This window comes from Pseudomonas sp. MAFF 730105, assembly GCF_055380705.1.
The window spans coordinates 4,521,235-4,538,768 of sequence record NZ_AP018438.1; the positions used below are offsets into that span (position 1 = coordinate 4,521,235).

The following is a 17,534-nucleotide window of genomic DNA, read 5'->3' on the forward strand; positions in this document are numbered from 1 at the left end:
ACGTCACTTCCTTAACGTGGCGTTCAACCTGTTTTCGAGCGAGGTGAGGATATTCTGCGTTGCGGTATTCACCTCATCGTCATTAAGAGTGCGCGATGGATGCTGCCAGGTCAAGCCGACTGCAAGGCTTTTTCTATGCGGATCAATGCCTTTACCCTGATACACGTCAAAGAGCCTTAGGTCCGTCAGCCATTCGCCTGCATTTTCACGGATTACGTCCAGTACAGCGCTGGAAGCAACGTCGCGGTCCGCCAGCAACGCCAGGTCACGGCGCACTTCAGGAAAGCGCGATAACTCCTGGAATTTCGGCATTTTCCCCAGTGCCACTTCGGCCAGAACCAGCTCGAAGACGAACACTGGACGATCGAGGCCCAGGGTTTTCGACAGTTCAGGGTGGATGGCGCCGACATAGCCGACTTCACGCCCGTCTCGCTCGATGCGCGCGGTCTGACCCGGATGCAGGGCTGGATGCTTGCCCGGCACGAAGGTGAATGCGTCAAGGGCACCGGCGAAGCCGAGTACCGCTTCCACGTCAGCCTTGACGTCAAAGAAGTCGACGACATCGCGACCTTGCGCCCAGCCTTCCGGCAGGCGGCTGCCGCAGACGACGCCGGCGAGCATCGGCTCCTGCTTCAAGCCGTCCAGTTGGCCAACGAAGCGCAGGCCGCTTTCGAACAGGCGCACGCGGTCCTGCTGACGGTTCAGGTTGTGTTGCAGCGACTTGACCAGGCCTGGCCACAGGGACGAGCGCATGGCCGCCATGTCGTTGGAGATCGGATTGGCCAGCAACAGCGGCTCGACACCCGGGTTGAACAGTTCGGACTGGCGCGGATCGATGAAGCTGTAGGTAATCGCTTCCTGATACCCACGAGCCACCAGCAGGCGGCGCAGCTCCGGCAGGTCGCTGCGGGCTTCAGCCTTGGCCTGTGGGGCCAGGCGAGCCTGCGGGTAGCGAACCGGTAGACGGTTGTAGCCGTACAGGCGGGCCAGCTCTTCGATCAGGTCGACTTCCAGGCTGATGTCAAAACGATGACTTGGCACTTCGACGCGCCACTGCCCTGCTCCATCGGCACTGACATTCAGGCCCAGGGCGCTGAGTAGACGCTCGACTTCGGCGGCGTCCATGTCCATGCCCAGCATCTGGGAAATGCGTTGGGCACGCAGGGTGACCGGTGCGATCTTGGGCAGGTGCTGTTCGCTGACGGTTTCGATGATCGGGCCGGCTTCGCCACCGGTGATTTCCAGCAGCAGGCCGGTGGCGCGCTCCATGGCTTCACGGGCCAGTTGCCAGTCCACGCCGCGCTCGTAGCGGTGCGAGGCATCGGTGTGCAGACCGTAGGAGCGGGCCTTGCCAGCGACGGCGATCTGATCGAAGAACGCGCTTTCGAGGAATACGTCCCGAGTCGACGTGGATACGCCGCTGTGCTCGCCGCCCATCACGCCGGCAATGGCCAGGGCGCGGGAGTGGTCGGCGATCACCAGGGTATCGCTGCGCAGAGTGACTTCCTGGCCGTCGAGCAGGACCAGCTTCTCGCCTTCCTCGGCCATGCGCACGCGGACGCCGCCGTTGATTTCGGCGAGATCGAACGCGTGCAGGGGTTGACCCAGCTCCAGCATCACGTAGTTGGTGATGTCGACGGCAGCGTCGATGCTGCGCACGTCGGCGCGGCGCAGGCGCTCGACCATCCACAACGGCGTCGGCTTCGACAGGTCGACGTTACGGATCACACGGCCCAGGTAACGCGGGCACGCTGTGGGTGCCAGGACCTCGACCGAACGCACTTCGTCATGCGCTGCCGGAACCGGCGCGACTGTCGGGCGAGTCACCGGGGTGTCGTACAAGGCGCCCACTTCCCGGGCCAGACCGGCCAGGGACAGGCAGTCGCCACGGTTCGGCGTCAGGTCGACCTCAATGCTGGCATCGTCCAGGCCCAGGTATTCACGGATGTCCTGGCCCACCGGCGCATCGGCCGGGAGTTCCATCAGGCCATCGTTGCCTTCGCCGATCTGCAGTTCGGCCTGGGAGCACAACATGCCGTTGGACTCGACGCCACGCAGCTTGGCCTTCTTGATCTTGAAGTCGCCCGGCAGCTCGGCACCGATCATCGCAAACGGGATCTTCAGGCCCGGGCGCACGTTTGGCGCGCCGCAGACCACCTGAAAGGTTTCCCCGCCATTGCTGACCTGGCAAACCCGCAATTTGTCAGCGTCCGGGTGTTGTTCGGTGCTCAGCACCTCGCCCACTACCACGCCGCTGAATTCACCGGCGGCCGGCGTCACGCTATCGACCTCAAGACCTGCCATCGACAGGCGAGCAACCAGCTCGTCCCGGCTTACCTGCGGGCTAACCCAGCCGCGCAGCCATTGTTCACTGAATTTCATCCTGCTCTCCTAATAGATTCGTTACGGACCGCGACCTAGCGAAATTGCGCAAGGAACCGCAAGTCGTTGTCGAAGAACAGGCGCAAGTCATTCACACCGTAACGCAGCATGGCCAGACGCTCGACGCCCATGCCGAAAGCAAACCCCGAGAACTCTTCCGGATCGATCCCGGACATACGCAGCACGTTCGGGTGAACCATGCCGCAGCCCATGACTTCCAGCCAGCCAGTCTGCTTGCAGACCCGGCAGCCCTTGCCGCTGCACATCACGCATTCCATGTCGACTTCAGCCGATGGCTCGGTGAATGGGAAGTACGAAGGGCGGAAACGCACGGCCAGCTCTTTCTCGAAGAACACCCGCAGGAACTCTTCGATGGTGCCTTTGAGGTCGGCGAAATTGATGTCGCGATCGACCAGCAGGCCTTCGACCTGGTGGAACATCGGCGAGTGGGTGATATCCGAGTCGCTACGGTACACACGGCCTGGGCAGACGATGCGGATCGGCGGCTTTTTCGATTCCATGGTGCGGACCTGTACCGGCGAGGTATGGGTGCGCAACAGCATGTTCGCGTTGAAATAGAAGGTATCGTGCATCGACCGGGCCGGGTGATGGCCTGGGATGTTGAGCGCTTCGAAGTTGTGGTAGTCGTCTTCGACCTCAGGGCCCTCGGCAATGCCATAGCCGATCCGGGTGAAGAACTGCTCGACGCGTTCCAGGGTCCGGGTCACCGGGTGCAGGCCACCGGAGGTCTGGCCACGGCCAGGCAGGGTCACGTCGATAGACTCGGCGGCGAGCTTGGCAGCCAGATCCGCCTCCTCGAACAACGCCTTGCGCGCATTGAGGACTTCTGTGACACGTTCCTTGGCGACGTTGATCAGCGCACCGACCTGCGGACGCTCTTCGGCCGGCAGGTTCCCCAGGGTCTTCATCACCTGAGTCAACTCGCCCTTCTTGCCAAGGTAGTGAACCCGGATTTGCTCCAGGGCATTGATATCTTCAGCGCTTTGCACAGCCTCTAGTGCTTGAGAGACCAGCGCATCCAGGTTTTCCATGTACAGACTCCAGATACAAAATAGGGGAAGAGCTTTAAGGCTCTTCCCCTATTTATGACGTTTAACACCTGGGCCCACAGAGGTGGACCCCGGTGACTGCCGGGGGTACTTAAGCCAAGGTGGCTTTAGCTTTCTCGACAATCGCAGCAAACGCCGCTTTTTCGTTCACTGCCAGATCAGCCAGAACCTTACGGTCGATCTCGATGGACGCCTTTTTCAGGCCAGCGATCAAACGGCTGTAGGACAGACCGTTGGTACGAGCACCAGCATTGATACGAGCGATCCACAGAGCGCGGAACTGACGTTTTTTCTGACGACGGTCACGGTAGGCGTATTGGCCTGCCTTGATTACGGCTTGCTTGGCAACACGGAATACGCGGGAACGCGCACCGTAGTAGCCTTTAGCAAGTTTCATAATTTTCTTGTGACGCTTACGGGCAATGACGCCACGCTTTACACGAGCCATGAGTTACTTCCTCTATATCTTGATCCAAAAATTAACGAAGGCGCAGCATGCGCTCGACTTTTGCCACGTCAGACGGATGCAGCAAGCTGCTACCGCGCAGTTGACGCTTACGCTTGGTCGACATTTTGGTCAGGATGTGGCTCTTGAAAGCGTGCTTGTGCTTGATGCCGTTAGCAGTTTTCAGAAACCGCTTAGCAGCACCACTTTTGGTTTTCATCTTTGGCATGTTCGGATACTCCGCATTCAGTTGATAAACATAATCGCAAGGCCTGCCGTGCCCTGGTGATTACTTCTTCTTTTTCGGGGCGATGACCATGATCAGCTGGCGTCCTTCCATCTTAGGATGCTGTTCGACCGAACCGTACTCGAGCAGGTCTTGTTCAACCCGCTTGAGGAGTTCCATCCCCAGCTCCTGGTGGGCCATCTCACGGCCGCGGAATCGCAAGGATACCTTGGCCCTGTCCCCGTCACTCAGGAAACGTACCAGGTTGCGCAGTTTTACCTGGTAATCCCCTTCCTCCGTCCCTGGACGAAACTTGATTTCTTTTACCTGAATCTGCTTCTGGTTTTTCTTCGCCGCAGCAATCTGTTTCTTCTTCTCGAAGATCGACTTGCCGTAGTCCATCACCCGGCAAACGGGTGGGACTGCGTCTGCGGAAATTTCCACCAGATCAAGCTTGGCTTCTTCAGCAATACGAAGCGCTTCATCAATCGAGACGATGCCAATCTGCTCGCCGTCAGCGCCAATTAACCGAACCTCGCGTGCCGAGATATTCTCGTTGATCGGGGCCTTCGGTGCAGCTCGTTTATCTTGTCTCATTTCACGCTTAATAATAATTACTCCGAATCTGGGCGACCACGCCGGGAAACCGCTTGCGCGAGGAACTCGGCGAATTCGGCGACGGGCATCGAGCCCAGGTCAGCACCTTCACGAGTACGCACAGCGACAGTCTGCATCTCGACCTCCCGATCTCCAATAACCAAGAGAAAGGGAACCTTGAGCAAAGTATGCTCGCGGATTTTAAAGCCGATCTTTTCATTTCTCAAGTCAGACTTGGCACGAAATCCGCTTTGGTTGAGAGTTTTTTCGACCTCAGCGGCAAAATCTGCCTGTTTATCAGTGATATTCATGATCACTGCCTGGGTCGGCGCCAGCCACGCAGGGAACGCGCCCTCGTAATGCTCGATCAGGATCCCGACGAAACGCTCGAAGGAACCGAGGATCGCACGGTGAAGCATGACCGGGTGCTTGCGACTGTTGTCTTCGGACACGTATTCGGCGCCCAGACGGATCGGCAGGTTGAAATCGAGCTGCAAGGTACCACATTGCCAGACGCGACCTAGACAATCTTTCAGGGAGAATTCGATCTTCGGACCGTAGAAAGCCCCTTCCCCCGGTTGCAGGTCGTATGCAAGGCCCGCGCTATCGAGGGCGGCCGCCAATGCGGCTTCGGCGCGATCCCACAGCTCGTCGGAGCCCACGCGTTTTTCCGGACGAGTGGACAGCTTCATCTCGACTTCGGTGAAGCCGAAGTCGCGGTAGACGTCCATGGTCAGCTTGATGAACGCAGCGGATTCAGCCTGCATCTGCTCTTCGGTGCAGAAGATGTGCGCATCGTCCTGGGTAAATGCACGCACGCGCATGATGCCGTGCAACGCACCCGACGGTTCGTTACGGTGGCACGCACCGAACTCGGCCAGACGCATTGGCAGCTCGCGGTAGCTTTTCAGGCCCTGGTTGAACACCTGCACGTGGCATGGGCAGTTCATCGGCTTGATGGCGTAGTCGCGGTTTTCCGACTGGGTGGTGAACATGTTGTCCGCGTAGTTGGCCCAGTGCCCGGATTTCTCCCACAGGCTGCGGTCCACCACTTGCGGCGTCTTGATCTCCAGGTAGCCGTTTTCACGCTGGACCTGACGCATGTACTGCTCGAGCACCTGGTACATCGTCCAGCCGTTAGGGTGCCAGAACACCATGCCCGGGGACTCTTCCTGGGTATGGAACAGGCCCAGGCGCTTGCCGATCTTGCGGTGATCGCGCTTCTCGGCTTCCTCGATGCGCTGGATGTAGGCCGCCAATTGCTTCTTGTCAGCCCAGGCAGTGCCGTAGACGCGCTGCAACTGCTCGTTCTTCGCGTCGCCACGCCAGTAGGCACCGGACAGCTTGGTCAGCTTGAAGGACTTCAGGAAACGGGTGTTCGGCACGTGCGGACCGCGGCACATGTCGACGTATTCTTCGTGGTAGTACAGGCCCATGGCCTGCTCGTCCGGCATGTCTTCCACCAGACGCAGCTTGTAGTCCTCGCCACGGGCCTTGAAGACTTCAATGACTTCGGCGCGCGGGGTGACTTTCTTGATGACGTCGTAATCTTTCTCGATCAGCTGCTGCATGCGCTGTTCGATAGCGGCCATGTCGTCCGGGGTAAAAGGACGCTCGAAGGCGATGTCGTAATAGAAGCCTTCGTCGATGACCGGCCCGATGACCATCTTCGCGCTCGGGTACAACTGCTTGACCGCATGGCCGACCAGGTGCGCGCAAGAGTGACGAATGATCTCCAGTCCCTCTTCATCCTTGGGGGTGATGATTTGCAGCGTGGCGTCGCTGTCGATGACATCACTGGCATCGACCAGTTTGCCGTTGACCTTGCCGGCCAGGGTGGCCTTGGCCAGGCCAGCACCGATGGATGCGGCGACCTCGGCTACGGATACCGGATGATCGAATGAACGTTGACTGCCGTCGGGAAGAGTAATAGTTGGCATGGCGCCTCCTCTCCTAGTGGTGACCCCTACCAAAGGTCACGTGGGTTGGGATGAGCCAGTACAAGATCCAGTCCAGGCCATTCAATCATGAACGCCTGCCTTACAGCGGCAGGAGCCTTACGGCCAACCGGGAAACCGAACCAGAGTGACTGGGATTCAAATCAGGGTTATTCGAACATTTGCCGCTGCCGGGACCTGTCGTCATCCGGTGCCTGAAAATACCCGAGCCCGGCATGCTAGCACAGATGAACGGTCATCGCCGTGCTCGAATTGCAGCCTGTGGGAGCAAAGCTTGCTCGCGATCAGGTATAACAGCCGACCACAATGTTTCAGGCCCGCCCTACTATCGCGAGCATCGCGAGCAAGCTTTGCTCCCACAGGCCCTGCTCGCACCAAGCGTAAACCCCTGGTTTTTATGCCAGAGTGCTGAACTGAAACGCCCCGCAATACCTCTGATAACAAGACATCGACCCAAAAGGAGCATCCCAGCATGCGTCTGAACACGTTATTGGCAGCAGTCGCCCCCTTCGCCCTGCTACTCCCGCTGACCGCCCACGCCGATTGGCCAAAGGGCGAGCGTGAGAAATACATGGCCCAGTGCACTCAGGCGGCCACACCTCAGATCGGCGCGGCAGCAGCCAAGTCCCACTGCGCCTGTGGCGCCGATGCGATCAAATCCTATCCGGTCGCCGACATCCAGGCCCTGATGGACAACAAGGCGCCCGTGGAATTGCAGCAGAAGGCACTCGGACAGATCGCCAAATGCAAGGCTGATCCCTCGAAGAAAAAATGAGCAAACAGGCCTTTGAAGACCGCCTTGAGCCCATGAAAAACTCCGAATTTGCCTTTTTTCAGACGAATTTTGCAGGTTTTACAGCTTTTTTTATCGCCTTTACACTTGGCTGAAAGCCTTTAAAACCGGGGCTTTCAGCGGGTCAAGGCAGTAAAGAAAAGACGACTGTTCGGCAAACAGCACGTCCGGGGGGCTCCCAAATCGAACATTTCGACTATGATACCCAGGTGTGCCCAGTTGGCCTGAGCAGCACAGCACTACTGAAAATATATGTTTCTTGGAGATACACCATGTCTAATCGCCAAACCGGCACCGTTAAATGGTTCAACGATGAAAAAGGCTTCGGCTTCATCACTCCTCAAGGTGGCGGTGACGACCTGTTCGTACACTTCAAAGCTATCGAAAGCGACGGTTTCAAAAGCCTGAAAGAAGGCCAAACCGTTTCCTTCGTGGCTGAGAAAGGCCAAAAGGGTATGCAAGCTGCACAAGTTCGCCCAGAGTAATTTCTCGGCGCGCTAAAAAAACCCCGTCCATGTGACGGGGTTTTTTATGGGCGGTTGAAAACGGCGGCTCAGCCGCAGTTCACCCGATTGACCACCAGGTTGGCATCGGTATTGAGATTCAGGCGATCGGAGCGGTACTCAAGCGTCACCATGTCGTTGGGCTTGAGGATCCGGGCAATCTGCGCGCCGGACCGGGTGCGGGCCTGTTCCAGCAATTGCGGCGAGGCCTGTTTGCCGATGGCAAATTCGGCGGCCTTTGCTTCGCAGCGGTCGTAATGGGTCTCGGCGGCAACCGGATCAGGGGACGATTCAGCGCTGCTGCAACCGTGCAAGAACCCGGCGGCCAGCAAAATACCCAATGACGCGAGCTTCCAAGGCATGAAGCCTCCTTTCTTTGATCAATAAACAGAGAGCGTGCGACAACCCAAACGAAGCTTGGTTTCAACGGAAGGGCCGCTCTAGCGCTCCCACCTGGAAAACCGGCAGTTTGCCTGAGCCGACACCTCTGGTCAGACATGAATCGTGACTGAATATGTTCGACGCTCAATAAACGTCAATGTAGTCGAAAGGTGGATTCGGCCAATTGTCTTTCAGGGCATTGTAGATCTGCATGACCCAGACCTCGTCACTGGCAGCGACCCGTCCGACATATCCCGAGCCCTTTGCCCACGTTTCGAGCCGAAACAGCAAGCCATCGATGTCGGTCCCCCCACCACACCCGAAGACAGATAGGCGATACCGCCCTTGGTCACGCGCAATTGCGTGTGTTCGTCGTCGCTGGCCGATGCCAGCAACTGGCGAACGGCGTCGAGGGTCAGCCCGTCAGGCGCGTTCAAATCGATCTGCACGGCGAACTCCTTGAACAATTAAAGAAACAAGTGTCGCACAGCCCTTACCCGATGCCTAAGTCGCAGTGCCAAACCCTGGGCAAAAGTGGTTAACTCAACCTACAGACCTCCCAACCCGCGAGTCCTGCCATGAGCATCATCAGCATCGAAGCCACCATCAATGCCAAATGGTCGGAGGGCCACAGCTCCTATAGCCCTGGCAGCCCCGAGGAACTGGCAATCATTGGTATAGAGCTGTTGGTGAAGGAATTGGGCACGGAGGTGGCCCGGAACTTCATCCAGCAAGCATTCGAACGCTACCCGAGCGCCATCGATGCCGTGAAGTGAGGCGACACCAGGAACCGGTGGGAGCCGAGCTTGCTCGCGATGGCGGCGGACCAGCCAACATTATTGTCGACTGAAAATCCTATCGCGAGCAGCTCGCTCCCACGGGTCTTGTGCTTGAGGCGGATTACTTGAGACGAGCCAGACGCTCGGTCAACAGGTCAAAGAAGCCCTGGGCATCGCCGTTTTCCACCCAGAATGCATTCTTGGGCGCCTTCAGGCCGTCGTACCAGTCCACGATGGTCTGCCCGAAGGTCGGTCCCTCGCGGCTGTCCACCACGACATTGACCGAGCGACCGGTGAACAGCTGCGGCTTGAGCAGGTAGGCAATCACCGTCGCGTCATGCACCGGCCCGCCCGACATGCCGTAGTGCTCCATATCGCCCTTGACGTATTCGTTGAGGATATCGCCCACCAGCTTGCTGGCATTGTTGTTCACGGCCGCGATCTGCTTGAGGCGAGCTTCGCTGGTGAGGATCTTGTGGGTCACGTCCAGCGGCAGGTAGGTCAGCTTCACACCGCTTTTGGCGACCACCTCGGCGGCCTGCGGGTCGGCGAACAGATTGAATTCGGCCACCGGCGTGATGTTGCCGCCATTGAAGTGCGCGCCACCCATGACCACCACTTCCTTGATGCCCTGGACGATGTCCGGCTCCTGGATCAGCGCCAGGGCCAGGTTGGTCTGCGGACCGAGCATGGCAATGGTGATGCTGTGGGGTTTGGCCGTCTTGAGGGTGTCGATCAGGTAGTTGACGGCGTTGCCCTTGGCCAACCCTTTTTTCGGCTCATGGACGGTGACACCCGACAGGCCTTCCTTGCCATGGATGTTTTCCGCGTAGATCGGGGTGCGCATCATCGGCTTCGGCGCTCCGGCGTATACCGGCACGTCTTCGCGCCCAGCCCATTCCCGGGCCAGGCGAGCGTTGCGCGAGGTCTTGTCCAGGCGCACGTTGCCCGCAACGGTGGTCAGCGCACGGATCTGCAATTCTTCGGGGGATGCCAGGGCGAACAACAAGGCGACCACGTCGTCGGCCCCGGGATCGGTGTCGATGATCAGATCGATTTTTTCCGCCGCCTGGGCGCTCGTAGCGGTGATCAGTGACAACAGCAGCAGACTCCGGAACAGTTGATGCATTTTCTGAGCATAGCGGTGCATGGTGCACTCCTTGTGCGGGGTTTTAGAAGGTGACTCCAGCAATCAGTACAACGTTGCAGTACGGAGAGCATTCTCCTGTGCGAACAATCGCCCGAGCTTGTCGGCTGAGGACCTTGAATTGCTCATGACTGACCAACTCCCGTGCCCCCATTGCACCTTCGGCCTGCAACGATTCCAGCGTCGACAGGGCCGAGGGTTGCTTATCGAAGATTTCAGTCGCCAACACATGGCTTTCCACCTGCATTTCGCTGAGCACCACTTTCAGGGTACTGACGAAATCGGGAATGCCGTGGGTCAGGGCCAGGTCGATCAACTCGACCCCGGGAGGGACCGGCAGCCCGGCATCACCAATGACCACCTTATCGCCATGACCGAGGGAGGCGATCAGTCGTGAGAGGGCCACATTCAACAAGGGTGTCTTTTTCATGATTGGAAAGCCTGTACTTCCAGCAATGTGGGGATGGAGGGCTGGGCCCCGACACGGGTGACCGACAGCGCCGCGGCGACCTGACCGAAACGAATCGCCTCGACTTCGGTTTTTCCATTGGCCAGGGCCGCCGCGAAGCCACCGACAAAGGTATCCCCCGCCGCCGTGGTGTCCACAGCCTTGACTCGCGGCGCCGGGAAGTGTTCGAAGCTAGAGCCGTTGGCGAACATCAGCCCTTGGGCGCCCAGCGTCACGACCACCTTGCCGGCGCCGGCGGCGATCAACTGCGCCGCGGCCGCTTCGGCGGTTTCCAGGGAGTCCACCGCCAGCCCGCTCAGCATGGCCGCTTCGCTTTCATTGGGAATCAGGTAGTCGACACACGCGTACCAGTCGGCTGGAAGCGCACGGGAAGCCGGTGCCGGGTTGAGAATGACGATCTTGCCCAGCTCGCGGCCGCGCTTGAGTGCATGGCCGACCGTGGCGTCGGGCACTTCGAGCTGGCAGATGATGACATCGGCGTCTCGCAGCGCCTGGTCGAAACCGTCCAGGACCTCAGGCGTGAGGGCACCATTGGCACCGGCGACGATGACAATCGCATTCTGGCTGTTGTCATCGACCACGATCAACGCCACGCCGCTGGCCCCCTCCACGACGCTGACCGCCTGGCAATCGATGCCCTCGGCCAGCAGCGCGCCTCGCAACTCCTGGCCATAGGCATCACTGCCCACGCACCCGACCATGGACACTTGCGCGCCGAGGCGCGCGGCAGCCACCGCCTGGTTGGCGCCCTTGCCCCCCGCAATGGTGGAGAACGACTCGCCGATCAGCGTTTCACCGCCCCGGGGCAGACGCGGCGCGCGCGTCACCAGGTCCATGTTCAGGCTGCCAATTACCACTACTTTTGCAGACATACGTCACTACTCATCCATTCGGTTCAGCGGTACTGGGCGAATGCGCCGGACAGCGGCGCAGTCGACTCTCGCAAGACAATGCTGGGCGTCACGATCCGTTGATCAGTGGCAAGCCCGGGCGCGGCGATCCGCCGCAACAACACTTCCGCCGCCATTTCGCCAAGTTGCAGGATCGATTGCCCCACCGTGGTCAGCGCCGGATAGACATAGCGGCTCATCTGGATATCGTCGAAACCGATGACCGACAGTTCGCTGGGCACCCGCACATTGCGCTCGGCGGCGGCTCGCAGTACACCGATGCCAATCATGTCGTTGGCCGCAAAAATCGCGCTGGGTGGCTGGCGTTCAAGCAACTCGGCTGCGGCGCGGTAACCGCCCGTGCTGGTGAAATCGCTTTCGAGCATACGCTCGACGGGCAGTTCGATCCCCGCCTCTTTCAGCGCACGGCAGTAACCGGCCAGGCGCATCTGCGCCACGCTGGTGTCCGCCGGCCCGCCGATAAAGGCGATATCGTGGTGCCCCAACTCCAGCAGGTGCCGGGTCGCCAGGTACGCGCCATATTCGTGATCGATGCGCACCAGGTCCGCATCGACGCCGTCCAGCCCACGGTCGACGATGACCATGGGCGTGCGCACGCCGGCCAGTCCCTGAGCCAGGCCGGCGTCGCCACCGGCGGAAGCGACGATCAGGCCATCAATGCGTTTTTCCAGCAGCACCCGCAGGTAACTGCGCTGCTTGTCCGGGTTGTCGTCGGAGTTGCACAGGATCACGCAATAACCGTTGCGCTCGCAGTAATCCTCGATCCCCCGGGCCAGTTCGGCAAAGTAAGGGTTGAGGCTGTTGGGCACCAGCAGGCCAATGGTCGCCGTGGTCTTGGCCTTGAGGGAACGGGCTACCGCGCTGGGAACATAGTCGAGGCGCTTGATCGCCGCCTCGACCTTGAGCCGCACCTCTTCGCTGACCGGCCGGGTCTTGTTCACGACATGGGACACCGTCGTATAGGAAATCCCCGCGAGCGCCGCTACATCCTTGATCGTCGCCATGGCTCAGGACCGCCGACTGGCGCGTTGGCTGCGGTAGGTGTCCAGCACCACCGCGACCACGATCACCGCACCGGTAATGATGCGCTTGGTCGGCTCGGTCGCGCCGATCTGCGCCAGGCCCGCCGCCAGCACGGAGATGATCAACACGCCAAAGAAGGTACTGATGACCGAACCGCGCCCGCCCATCAGACTGGTACCACCGATCACCACGGCGGCAATGACCTGCAGCTCGAGCCCGGAACCCGCATTCGGGTCCGCTGCCTCCAGACGGGAAATCTGGAACAGCGCCGCCACACCGGCCAGCAAGCCCATCAGGCTGAATACCAGGATCTTGTAAGGCTTCGGATTGATACCGGCCAGGCGCACCGCTTCTTCGTTGGTGCCGATGCCGATCAGGTAGCGACCGAACACCGTACGGGTCAGAACGGCCTGGGCAATGAAGATCACCAGCAAGGCAATGATGAAGGACGGTGAAATACCGAACGCAATCGGGTTGGACAACCAGGCGAAGGAGTCGCCGATATAAGCCGTCCGGGACCCGGTCATCTGGTACGCGAGGCCGCGGGCCATCTCCAGCACGCCCAGGGAGACGATGAACGATGGAATCCGCCAGGCCACGGTAATCGAACCGGTGACAGTCCCCGCCAGCGCCGCCACGGCCATGCCCAGCAAGGCCGAGGGCCAGACGCTCCAGCCCCAACCGAGCACGGCGACGCTGACCGTCGAGGCCGCCAGCGCCAGCACCGAGCCCACCGACAGGTCGATGCCGCCGATGATCAGGATGAACGTCATGCCGACCGCCAGCACCATGAGGTCGGGAATCTGGTTCGCCAGGGTGCTGAACGTGTCATAGGAAAGGAAGTGGCTGCTCAGGACCGAGAACAGCGCGACCATGGCCAGCAGCGCGCCGGCCAGGCCCAGGTAGGTGCCGAGGCCATAGAAGTTGCCACTCGGCTTGCTGACGGCAGATGCGGTTTTCATGAAAATTCCCTAGGCGCCGCTTCGTTGAGCAACGCGTCACGTTTCTGGTAGCCGGCGAATGCGGCGGCAAGCAAGTCATCCTGGGTCCAGCTGTCGCGCTCGAAGGTGTCGATCAGGCGTCCGGCGGACAGCACGCCGATCCGGTCACAGATCAGCATCAGCTCCCGCAGATCGCTGGACACCACGACCAGCGCCTTGCCCTGGCGGGTCAATTCGCCAAGCAACGCATAGATGTCGAATTTCGCGCCGACGTCGATACCACGGGTGGGCTCGTCGAACAACAGCACCGAACAATCGCGTTCGAGCCAGCGACCGATCACCACCTTTTGCTGATTGCCACCCGACAATTCAGACACCAGCTGTGTCGGGCTGGAACTGCGGATGCGCATGGCATCGATCTGCCGCCGGGCCAGGGACAGTTCGTCGCTGCCGTTGACGATACCGGCACTGGAAATCTCCGGCATGTTACCCAAGGCGATGTTGGCGGCAATGGATTGGGTCAACAACAAGCCCTCGCCCTTGCGATCCTCGGTGATCAAGGCAATGCCATGGGCCACCGCATCGGCCGGCGAGCGTATATTGGCGACGGTGGCGGGTGAACCCAACGCCACGGTCCCGCTGTCGGCCGCATCGGCGCCGAAGATCAGCCGCAGCAGTTCGGTACGCCCTGCCCCGATCAGGCCGGAGATGCCGAATATCTCGCCACTGCGGACTTCGAAGGACACATCGCGGACCTTGTCGGAGCGACTCAGGCCCTTGACGGTCAGTGCCGGCGCGCCGATCTGCCGCGGACCCAGGTCGATGTGCTCGCCCAGCTCCCGACCGACCATCAGCGTCACCAACTGCTCGCTGTTGTAATTGGCCATCGGCTCGACGCAGACCAGGTTACCGTCGCGCAGCACCGCAATGCGCTGGGCGACCCGTGCCAGCTCTTCGAGGCGATGGGAAATATAAATGATCGAAACGCCCCGGGCCTGCAAGCGAGTGATCTGTTCGAACAACATCTCGACCTCACGCGCCGTCAGCATGGCGGTCGGCTCGTCGAGAATCAGCACATGGCAATCGCCAATCAGGTTGCGGGCGATCTCGACCATCTGCTGGTGACCGATGCCCAGCTCGCCGACCAGGGTGTCGGGATCGATTGCATCGAGCCCTACCTGCGCCATGGCTGTCATCGCGGCCTTGCGCAACTGCTTGCGGCTGATCCAGCCGGCACGACTGGGCAGGTTGTCGAGGAACAGGTTCTCAGCCACGGACAGGGTCGGCAGCAGGTTGAGTTCCTGCATGACCATCCGCACGCCCAGCTCTTCGGCCTGGGTACGGCTGCCGGGGCGATAATCCTGTCCCTGGAATTGCATCTGCCCGGTAGTCGGTGTCACCAACCCACCGATGATCTTGGACAGGGTACTTTTACCGGCGCCATTTTCACCGGTCAGTGCCAATACCTCACCACGCATCAACGTCAGGTCGATGTCGGTCAGTACTGGCTGGGCATAGGTTTTACCGATGCCACTGACAGTCAGGACAGCGTTCGGGTCGGAAACGGACATAAAGACTCTCCATGTGCTCGCCCGAATGGGCGAGCACCACTACATCGCCAGGACGATTACTTCGTAACCAGCTCGACCGGCGTTTCGATCACACCGTTGGCGCCGCTGTCGACTTTCTCGCCCTTGAGGATCTTAAGGGCCGTCTCGATACCGAAGACCGCCTGCTTGGCGGCAAACTGGTCGGCGGTCGCCAGGACACGACCATCCTTGAGCATGGGTTTGATGGCGTTGATGTTATCGTAACCGACCACCTGCACCTTGCCTGCCTTGCCGGCGGCACGCACCGCGGAGACCGCGCCCACCGCCATGCTGTCGTTACCGGCCAGCAACGCCTTGATGTTCGGGTATTCGCTGAGCATCGACGCGGCCACCTGGTTGCCCTTGTTGATTTCCCAGTCGCCCGATTGCAGGGAAACGACCTTGACCTGCGCCGCCTCCATTGCATCCTTGAAGCCTGCGGTCCGCGCCTGAGCGTTGGTGGTGGTGGACACACCTTCGATGATGCCGACCTCGTCACCGGCCTTGAGCTGCTTGGCGAGGTATTCACCGACCAGGCGCGCACCCTTGCGGTTGTCGGGGCCTACGAACGGCACGTTGATGTTCTTGCTCTTGACCACGGCGGGGTCGAGTTGGTTGTCGATGTTGATCACCGTGATACCGGCGTCGACGGCTTTCTTGATCACCGGCACCATGGCCTTGGAATCGGCGGGCGCGATGATGAGGGCGTCGACCTTGGACACGATCATCTGCTCGACGATGCGGATCTGGTTGGCGGTGTCGGTTTCATCCTTGATCCCGTTGGAGATCAGGTCGAAATCGGCGGAGTGTTCCTTCTGATAGGCCTTGGCGCCGTCTTCCATGGTCAGGAAGAATTCGTTGGCCAGGGATTTCATGACCAGGGCGACCTTGGGTTTTTCAGCGGTCTGGGCGAATGCCGAGGAGAACGGCAACGCAGTGGATGCGGCCGCGAGCATGGCGACAGCGAGAAGGCGTCCAGCGAATGGCAACTTCATGGGTTCACTCCGATCTTATGATTATTGTGAGCAAATCAGTGCACGGAACGCCGCGCAAACGTTTGCGTGAAGTGAACTATGGTAAGGCTTTGGGGATTTGTCAACGTTGCGGTTGCGTTCACAGGGTCTAGTGATCACGCCACCGCTTCGAACCCATAGCGCTGGACAGCGTACCTGAAGTTACCGCTGTCAGCTTTTCAGTCTTAGCGATAAATAATCATTTTTTCCCACACCAAAACGTCAAAAGCGCTGTCAGACGATTTTCTTGAATTTTAAGCAGTTGCGTAAATGCCTACGGTTAAATACTGTATGCACGTACAGCTTAATAAGGATAATCCTGTGGCCACGCCCTCCGCTGCAACTACCCCCTTAGACTCCTATACAAAACTCGGCCTGCGGGTCTCGAAAATCATCAACGCCCCCACCGCACAAAAAGCCAAGGCAGCCCTGATCTTTCGCCTTCCCGACGAACCCATGGAGGAATGGGAGCGCCTGCTGGAAGAAATCGACGAGAACGACAACGTGACCCTCGCCTATCGCGACGATGGTGGTGTGCAGGTTTTCTGGGTTGTGCCGAAGGAAGATTGAGTCCGATGAAAGTCCGCTGTGTTGCTTTACTGCTTGTGCTCATCGCCACAGGCGCCCAGGCCGGGGCCCCTCGTACCTTCAACGAAGCCAAGAAAGTCGCCTGGAAACTCTACGCCCCGCAATCCACCGAGTTCTATTGCGGCTGCAAGTACACCGGCAATCGCGTCAACCTGGCGGCTTGCGGTTATGTACCGCGCAAGAACGCCAGTCGCGCCGCCCGTATCGAATGGGAACATATCGTTCCGGCGTGGCAGATCGGTCATCAGCGTCAGTGCTGGCAACAAGGCGGGCGCAAGAACTGCACCCGCTACGACCCGGTCTATCAACGGGCCGAAGCCGATCTTCACAACCTGGTGCCCAGCATCGGGGAAGTGAACGGTGATCGGAACAACTTCAGCTTCGGCTGGCTGCCGGTGCAAAAGGGCCAATACGGCTCATGCCTGACCCAGGTGGATTTCAAGGCGAAGAAAGTCATGCCACGGCCGTCCATACGAGGAATGATCGCCCGAACGTATTTCTACATGAGCAAGCAATATGGCCTGCAACTGTCGAAACAGGACCGGCGCCTGTACGAAGCCTGGGACAAGACCTACCCGGTGGAAAGCTGGGAACGCCAACGCAACCAGAGCGTGGCCTGCGTCATGGGGCGTGGTAACGAGTTCGTGGGCCCGGTGGACCTGAAAGCCTGCGGCTGACCTGTATTTGTGAACAGCACAAAGCAACTGTGGGAGCGATCC

At 59.7% G+C, this 17,534-nt stretch carries 19 protein-coding genes and 1 pseudogene; 5 read left to right on the top strand and 15 right to left on the bottom strand.

Going from position 1 to position 17,534, the window contains the following annotated elements:
* Positions 1 to 3: 3 nt before the first annotated feature.
* From pheT to thrS, 6 genes are all read right to left on the bottom strand, one after another.
* Positions 4 to 2,382, bottom strand: a complete 2,379-nt coding sequence (pheT, locus tag PCOSP_RS19360; protein ID WP_139644395.1) for a phenylalanine--tRNA ligase subunit beta — start codon at positions 2,380 to 2,382, stop codon at positions 4 to 6.
* A 35-nt stretch (positions 2,383 to 2,417) separates the two neighbouring features.
* The gene (gene pheS / locus PCOSP_RS19365; RefSeq protein WP_139644397.1) at positions 2,418 to 3,434 is read right to left on the bottom strand and encodes a phenylalanine--tRNA ligase subunit alpha; all 1,017 of its coding nucleotides are present in this window, start codon (positions 3,432 to 3,434) and stop codon (positions 2,418 to 2,420) included.
* Positions 3,435 to 3,543: 109 nt separating this feature from the next.
* The gene (rplT, locus tag PCOSP_RS19370; RefSeq protein ID WP_024779372.1) at positions 3,544 to 3,900 is read right to left on the bottom strand and encodes a 50S ribosomal protein L20; all 357 of its coding nucleotides are present in this window, start codon (positions 3,898 to 3,900) and stop codon (positions 3,544 to 3,546) included.
* A 31-nt stretch (positions 3,901 to 3,931) separates the two neighbouring features.
* A complete protein-coding gene (gene rpmI / locus PCOSP_RS19375) occupies positions 3,932 to 4,126 on the bottom strand; it encodes a 50S ribosomal protein L35 (RefSeq protein WP_002553160.1) in 195 nt (64 codons plus the stop codon).
* 60 nt (positions 4,127 to 4,186) lie between these two features.
* Positions 4,187 to 4,738: a translation initiation factor IF-3 gene (gene infC, locus PCOSP_RS19380; protein ID WP_169432615.1), complete on the bottom strand. Its 552-nt coding sequence runs from the start codon at positions 4,736 to 4,738 to the stop codon at positions 4,187 to 4,189.
* Positions 4,738 to 6,660: a threonine--tRNA ligase gene (gene thrS / locus PCOSP_RS19385; RefSeq protein WP_024779373.1), complete on the bottom strand. Its 1,923-nt coding sequence runs from the start codon at positions 6,658 to 6,660 to the stop codon at positions 4,738 to 4,740. Before thrS ends, infC begins: the two co-directional genes overlap by 1 nt.
* A gap of 490 nt (positions 6,661 to 7,150) precedes the next feature.
* Here thrS and PCOSP_RS19390 point away from each other — a divergent pair, with 490 nt between their 5' ends.
* Both PCOSP_RS19390 and PCOSP_RS19395 read left to right on the top strand, forming a co-directional pair.
* On the top strand, positions 7,151 to 7,453 hold the full coding sequence (locus PCOSP_RS19390) for a hypothetical protein (protein ID WP_464709336.1): 303 nt from the start codon (positions 7,151 to 7,153) through the stop codon (positions 7,451 to 7,453).
* A 290-nt stretch (positions 7,454 to 7,743) separates the two neighbouring features.
* The gene (locus PCOSP_RS19395) at positions 7,744 to 7,956 is read left to right on the top strand and encodes a cold-shock protein (protein ID WP_003179963.1); all 213 of its coding nucleotides are present in this window, start codon (positions 7,744 to 7,746) and stop codon (positions 7,954 to 7,956) included.
* Between the two features lie 68 nt (positions 7,957 to 8,024).
* Here PCOSP_RS19395 and PCOSP_RS19400 read toward each other — a convergent pair whose 3' ends face one another.
* Both PCOSP_RS19400 and PCOSP_RS19405 read right to left on the bottom strand, forming a co-directional pair.
* A complete protein-coding gene (locus PCOSP_RS19400; RefSeq protein ID WP_139644401.1) occupies positions 8,025 to 8,336 on the bottom strand; it encodes an I78 family peptidase inhibitor in 312 nt (103 codons plus the stop codon).
* 163 nt (positions 8,337 to 8,499) lie between these two features.
* Positions 8,500 to 8,804 (bottom strand): annotated as a pseudogene (locus tag PCOSP_RS19405) (hypothetical protein).
* Positions 8,805 to 8,933: 129 nt separating this feature from the next.
* Here PCOSP_RS19405 and PCOSP_RS19410 point away from each other — a divergent pair.
* Positions 8,934 to 9,131, top strand: coding sequence for a hypothetical protein (locus PCOSP_RS19410; protein ID WP_139644405.1), 198 nt, complete (start codon positions 8,934 to 8,936; stop codon positions 9,129 to 9,131).
* Between the two features lie 124 nt (positions 9,132 to 9,255).
* Here PCOSP_RS19410 and PCOSP_RS19415 read toward each other — a convergent pair whose 3' ends face one another.
* The 7 genes from PCOSP_RS19415 to PCOSP_RS19445 are packed head-to-tail and all read right to left on the bottom strand — an operon-like array spanning position 9,256 to position 16,209.
* A complete protein-coding gene (locus PCOSP_RS19415; RefSeq protein ID WP_139644407.1) occupies positions 9,256 to 10,284 on the bottom strand; it encodes a nucleoside hydrolase in 1,029 nt (342 codons plus the stop codon).
* Between the two features lie 22 nt (positions 10,285 to 10,306).
* Entirely contained in the window at positions 10,307 to 10,711 is a 405-nt protein-coding gene (gene rbsD / locus PCOSP_RS19420) for a D-ribose pyranase (protein ID WP_139644409.1), read from the bottom strand.
* A complete protein-coding gene (gene rbsK / locus PCOSP_RS19425) occupies positions 10,708 to 11,622 on the bottom strand; it encodes a ribokinase (protein ID WP_464709337.1) in 915 nt (304 codons plus the stop codon). Before rbsK ends, rbsD begins: the two co-directional genes overlap by 4 nt.
* A gap of 23 nt (positions 11,623 to 11,645) precedes the next feature.
* The gene (locus tag PCOSP_RS19430) at positions 11,646 to 12,665 is read right to left on the bottom strand and encodes a LacI family DNA-binding transcriptional regulator (RefSeq protein ID WP_175362044.1); all 1,020 of its coding nucleotides are present in this window, start codon (positions 12,663 to 12,665) and stop codon (positions 11,646 to 11,648) included.
* 3 nt (positions 12,666 to 12,668) lie between these two features.
* Positions 12,669 to 13,646, bottom strand: coding sequence for an ABC transporter permease (locus tag PCOSP_RS19435; RefSeq protein WP_041024377.1), 978 nt, complete (start codon positions 13,644 to 13,646; stop codon positions 12,669 to 12,671).
* On the bottom strand, positions 13,643 to 15,196 hold the full coding sequence (locus PCOSP_RS19440; RefSeq protein WP_139644415.1) for a sugar ABC transporter ATP-binding protein: 1,554 nt from the start codon (positions 15,194 to 15,196) through the stop codon (positions 13,643 to 13,645). Before PCOSP_RS19440 ends, PCOSP_RS19435 begins: the two co-directional genes overlap by 4 nt.
* 56 nt (positions 15,197 to 15,252) lie before the next feature.
* Positions 15,253 to 16,209, bottom strand: a complete 957-nt coding sequence (locus PCOSP_RS19445) for a sugar ABC transporter substrate-binding protein (RefSeq protein WP_041024379.1) — start codon at positions 16,207 to 16,209, stop codon at positions 15,253 to 15,255.
* A 288-nt stretch (positions 16,210 to 16,497) separates the two neighbouring features.
* Here PCOSP_RS19445 and PCOSP_RS19450 point away from each other — a divergent pair, with 288 nt between their 5' ends.
* Together PCOSP_RS19450 and PCOSP_RS19455 are read left to right on the top strand one after the other, a co-directional pair.
* Complete coding sequence (locus tag PCOSP_RS19450; protein ID WP_052126365.1) at positions 16,498 to 16,797, top strand: DUF1654 domain-containing protein; 300 nt, start codon at positions 16,498 to 16,500, stop codon at positions 16,795 to 16,797.
* A 5-nt stretch (positions 16,798 to 16,802) separates the two neighbouring features.
* A complete protein-coding gene (locus PCOSP_RS19455; protein WP_047700657.1) occupies positions 16,803 to 17,492 on the top strand; it encodes an endonuclease in 690 nt (229 codons plus the stop codon).
* Positions 17,493 to 17,534: the final 42 nt, after the last annotated feature.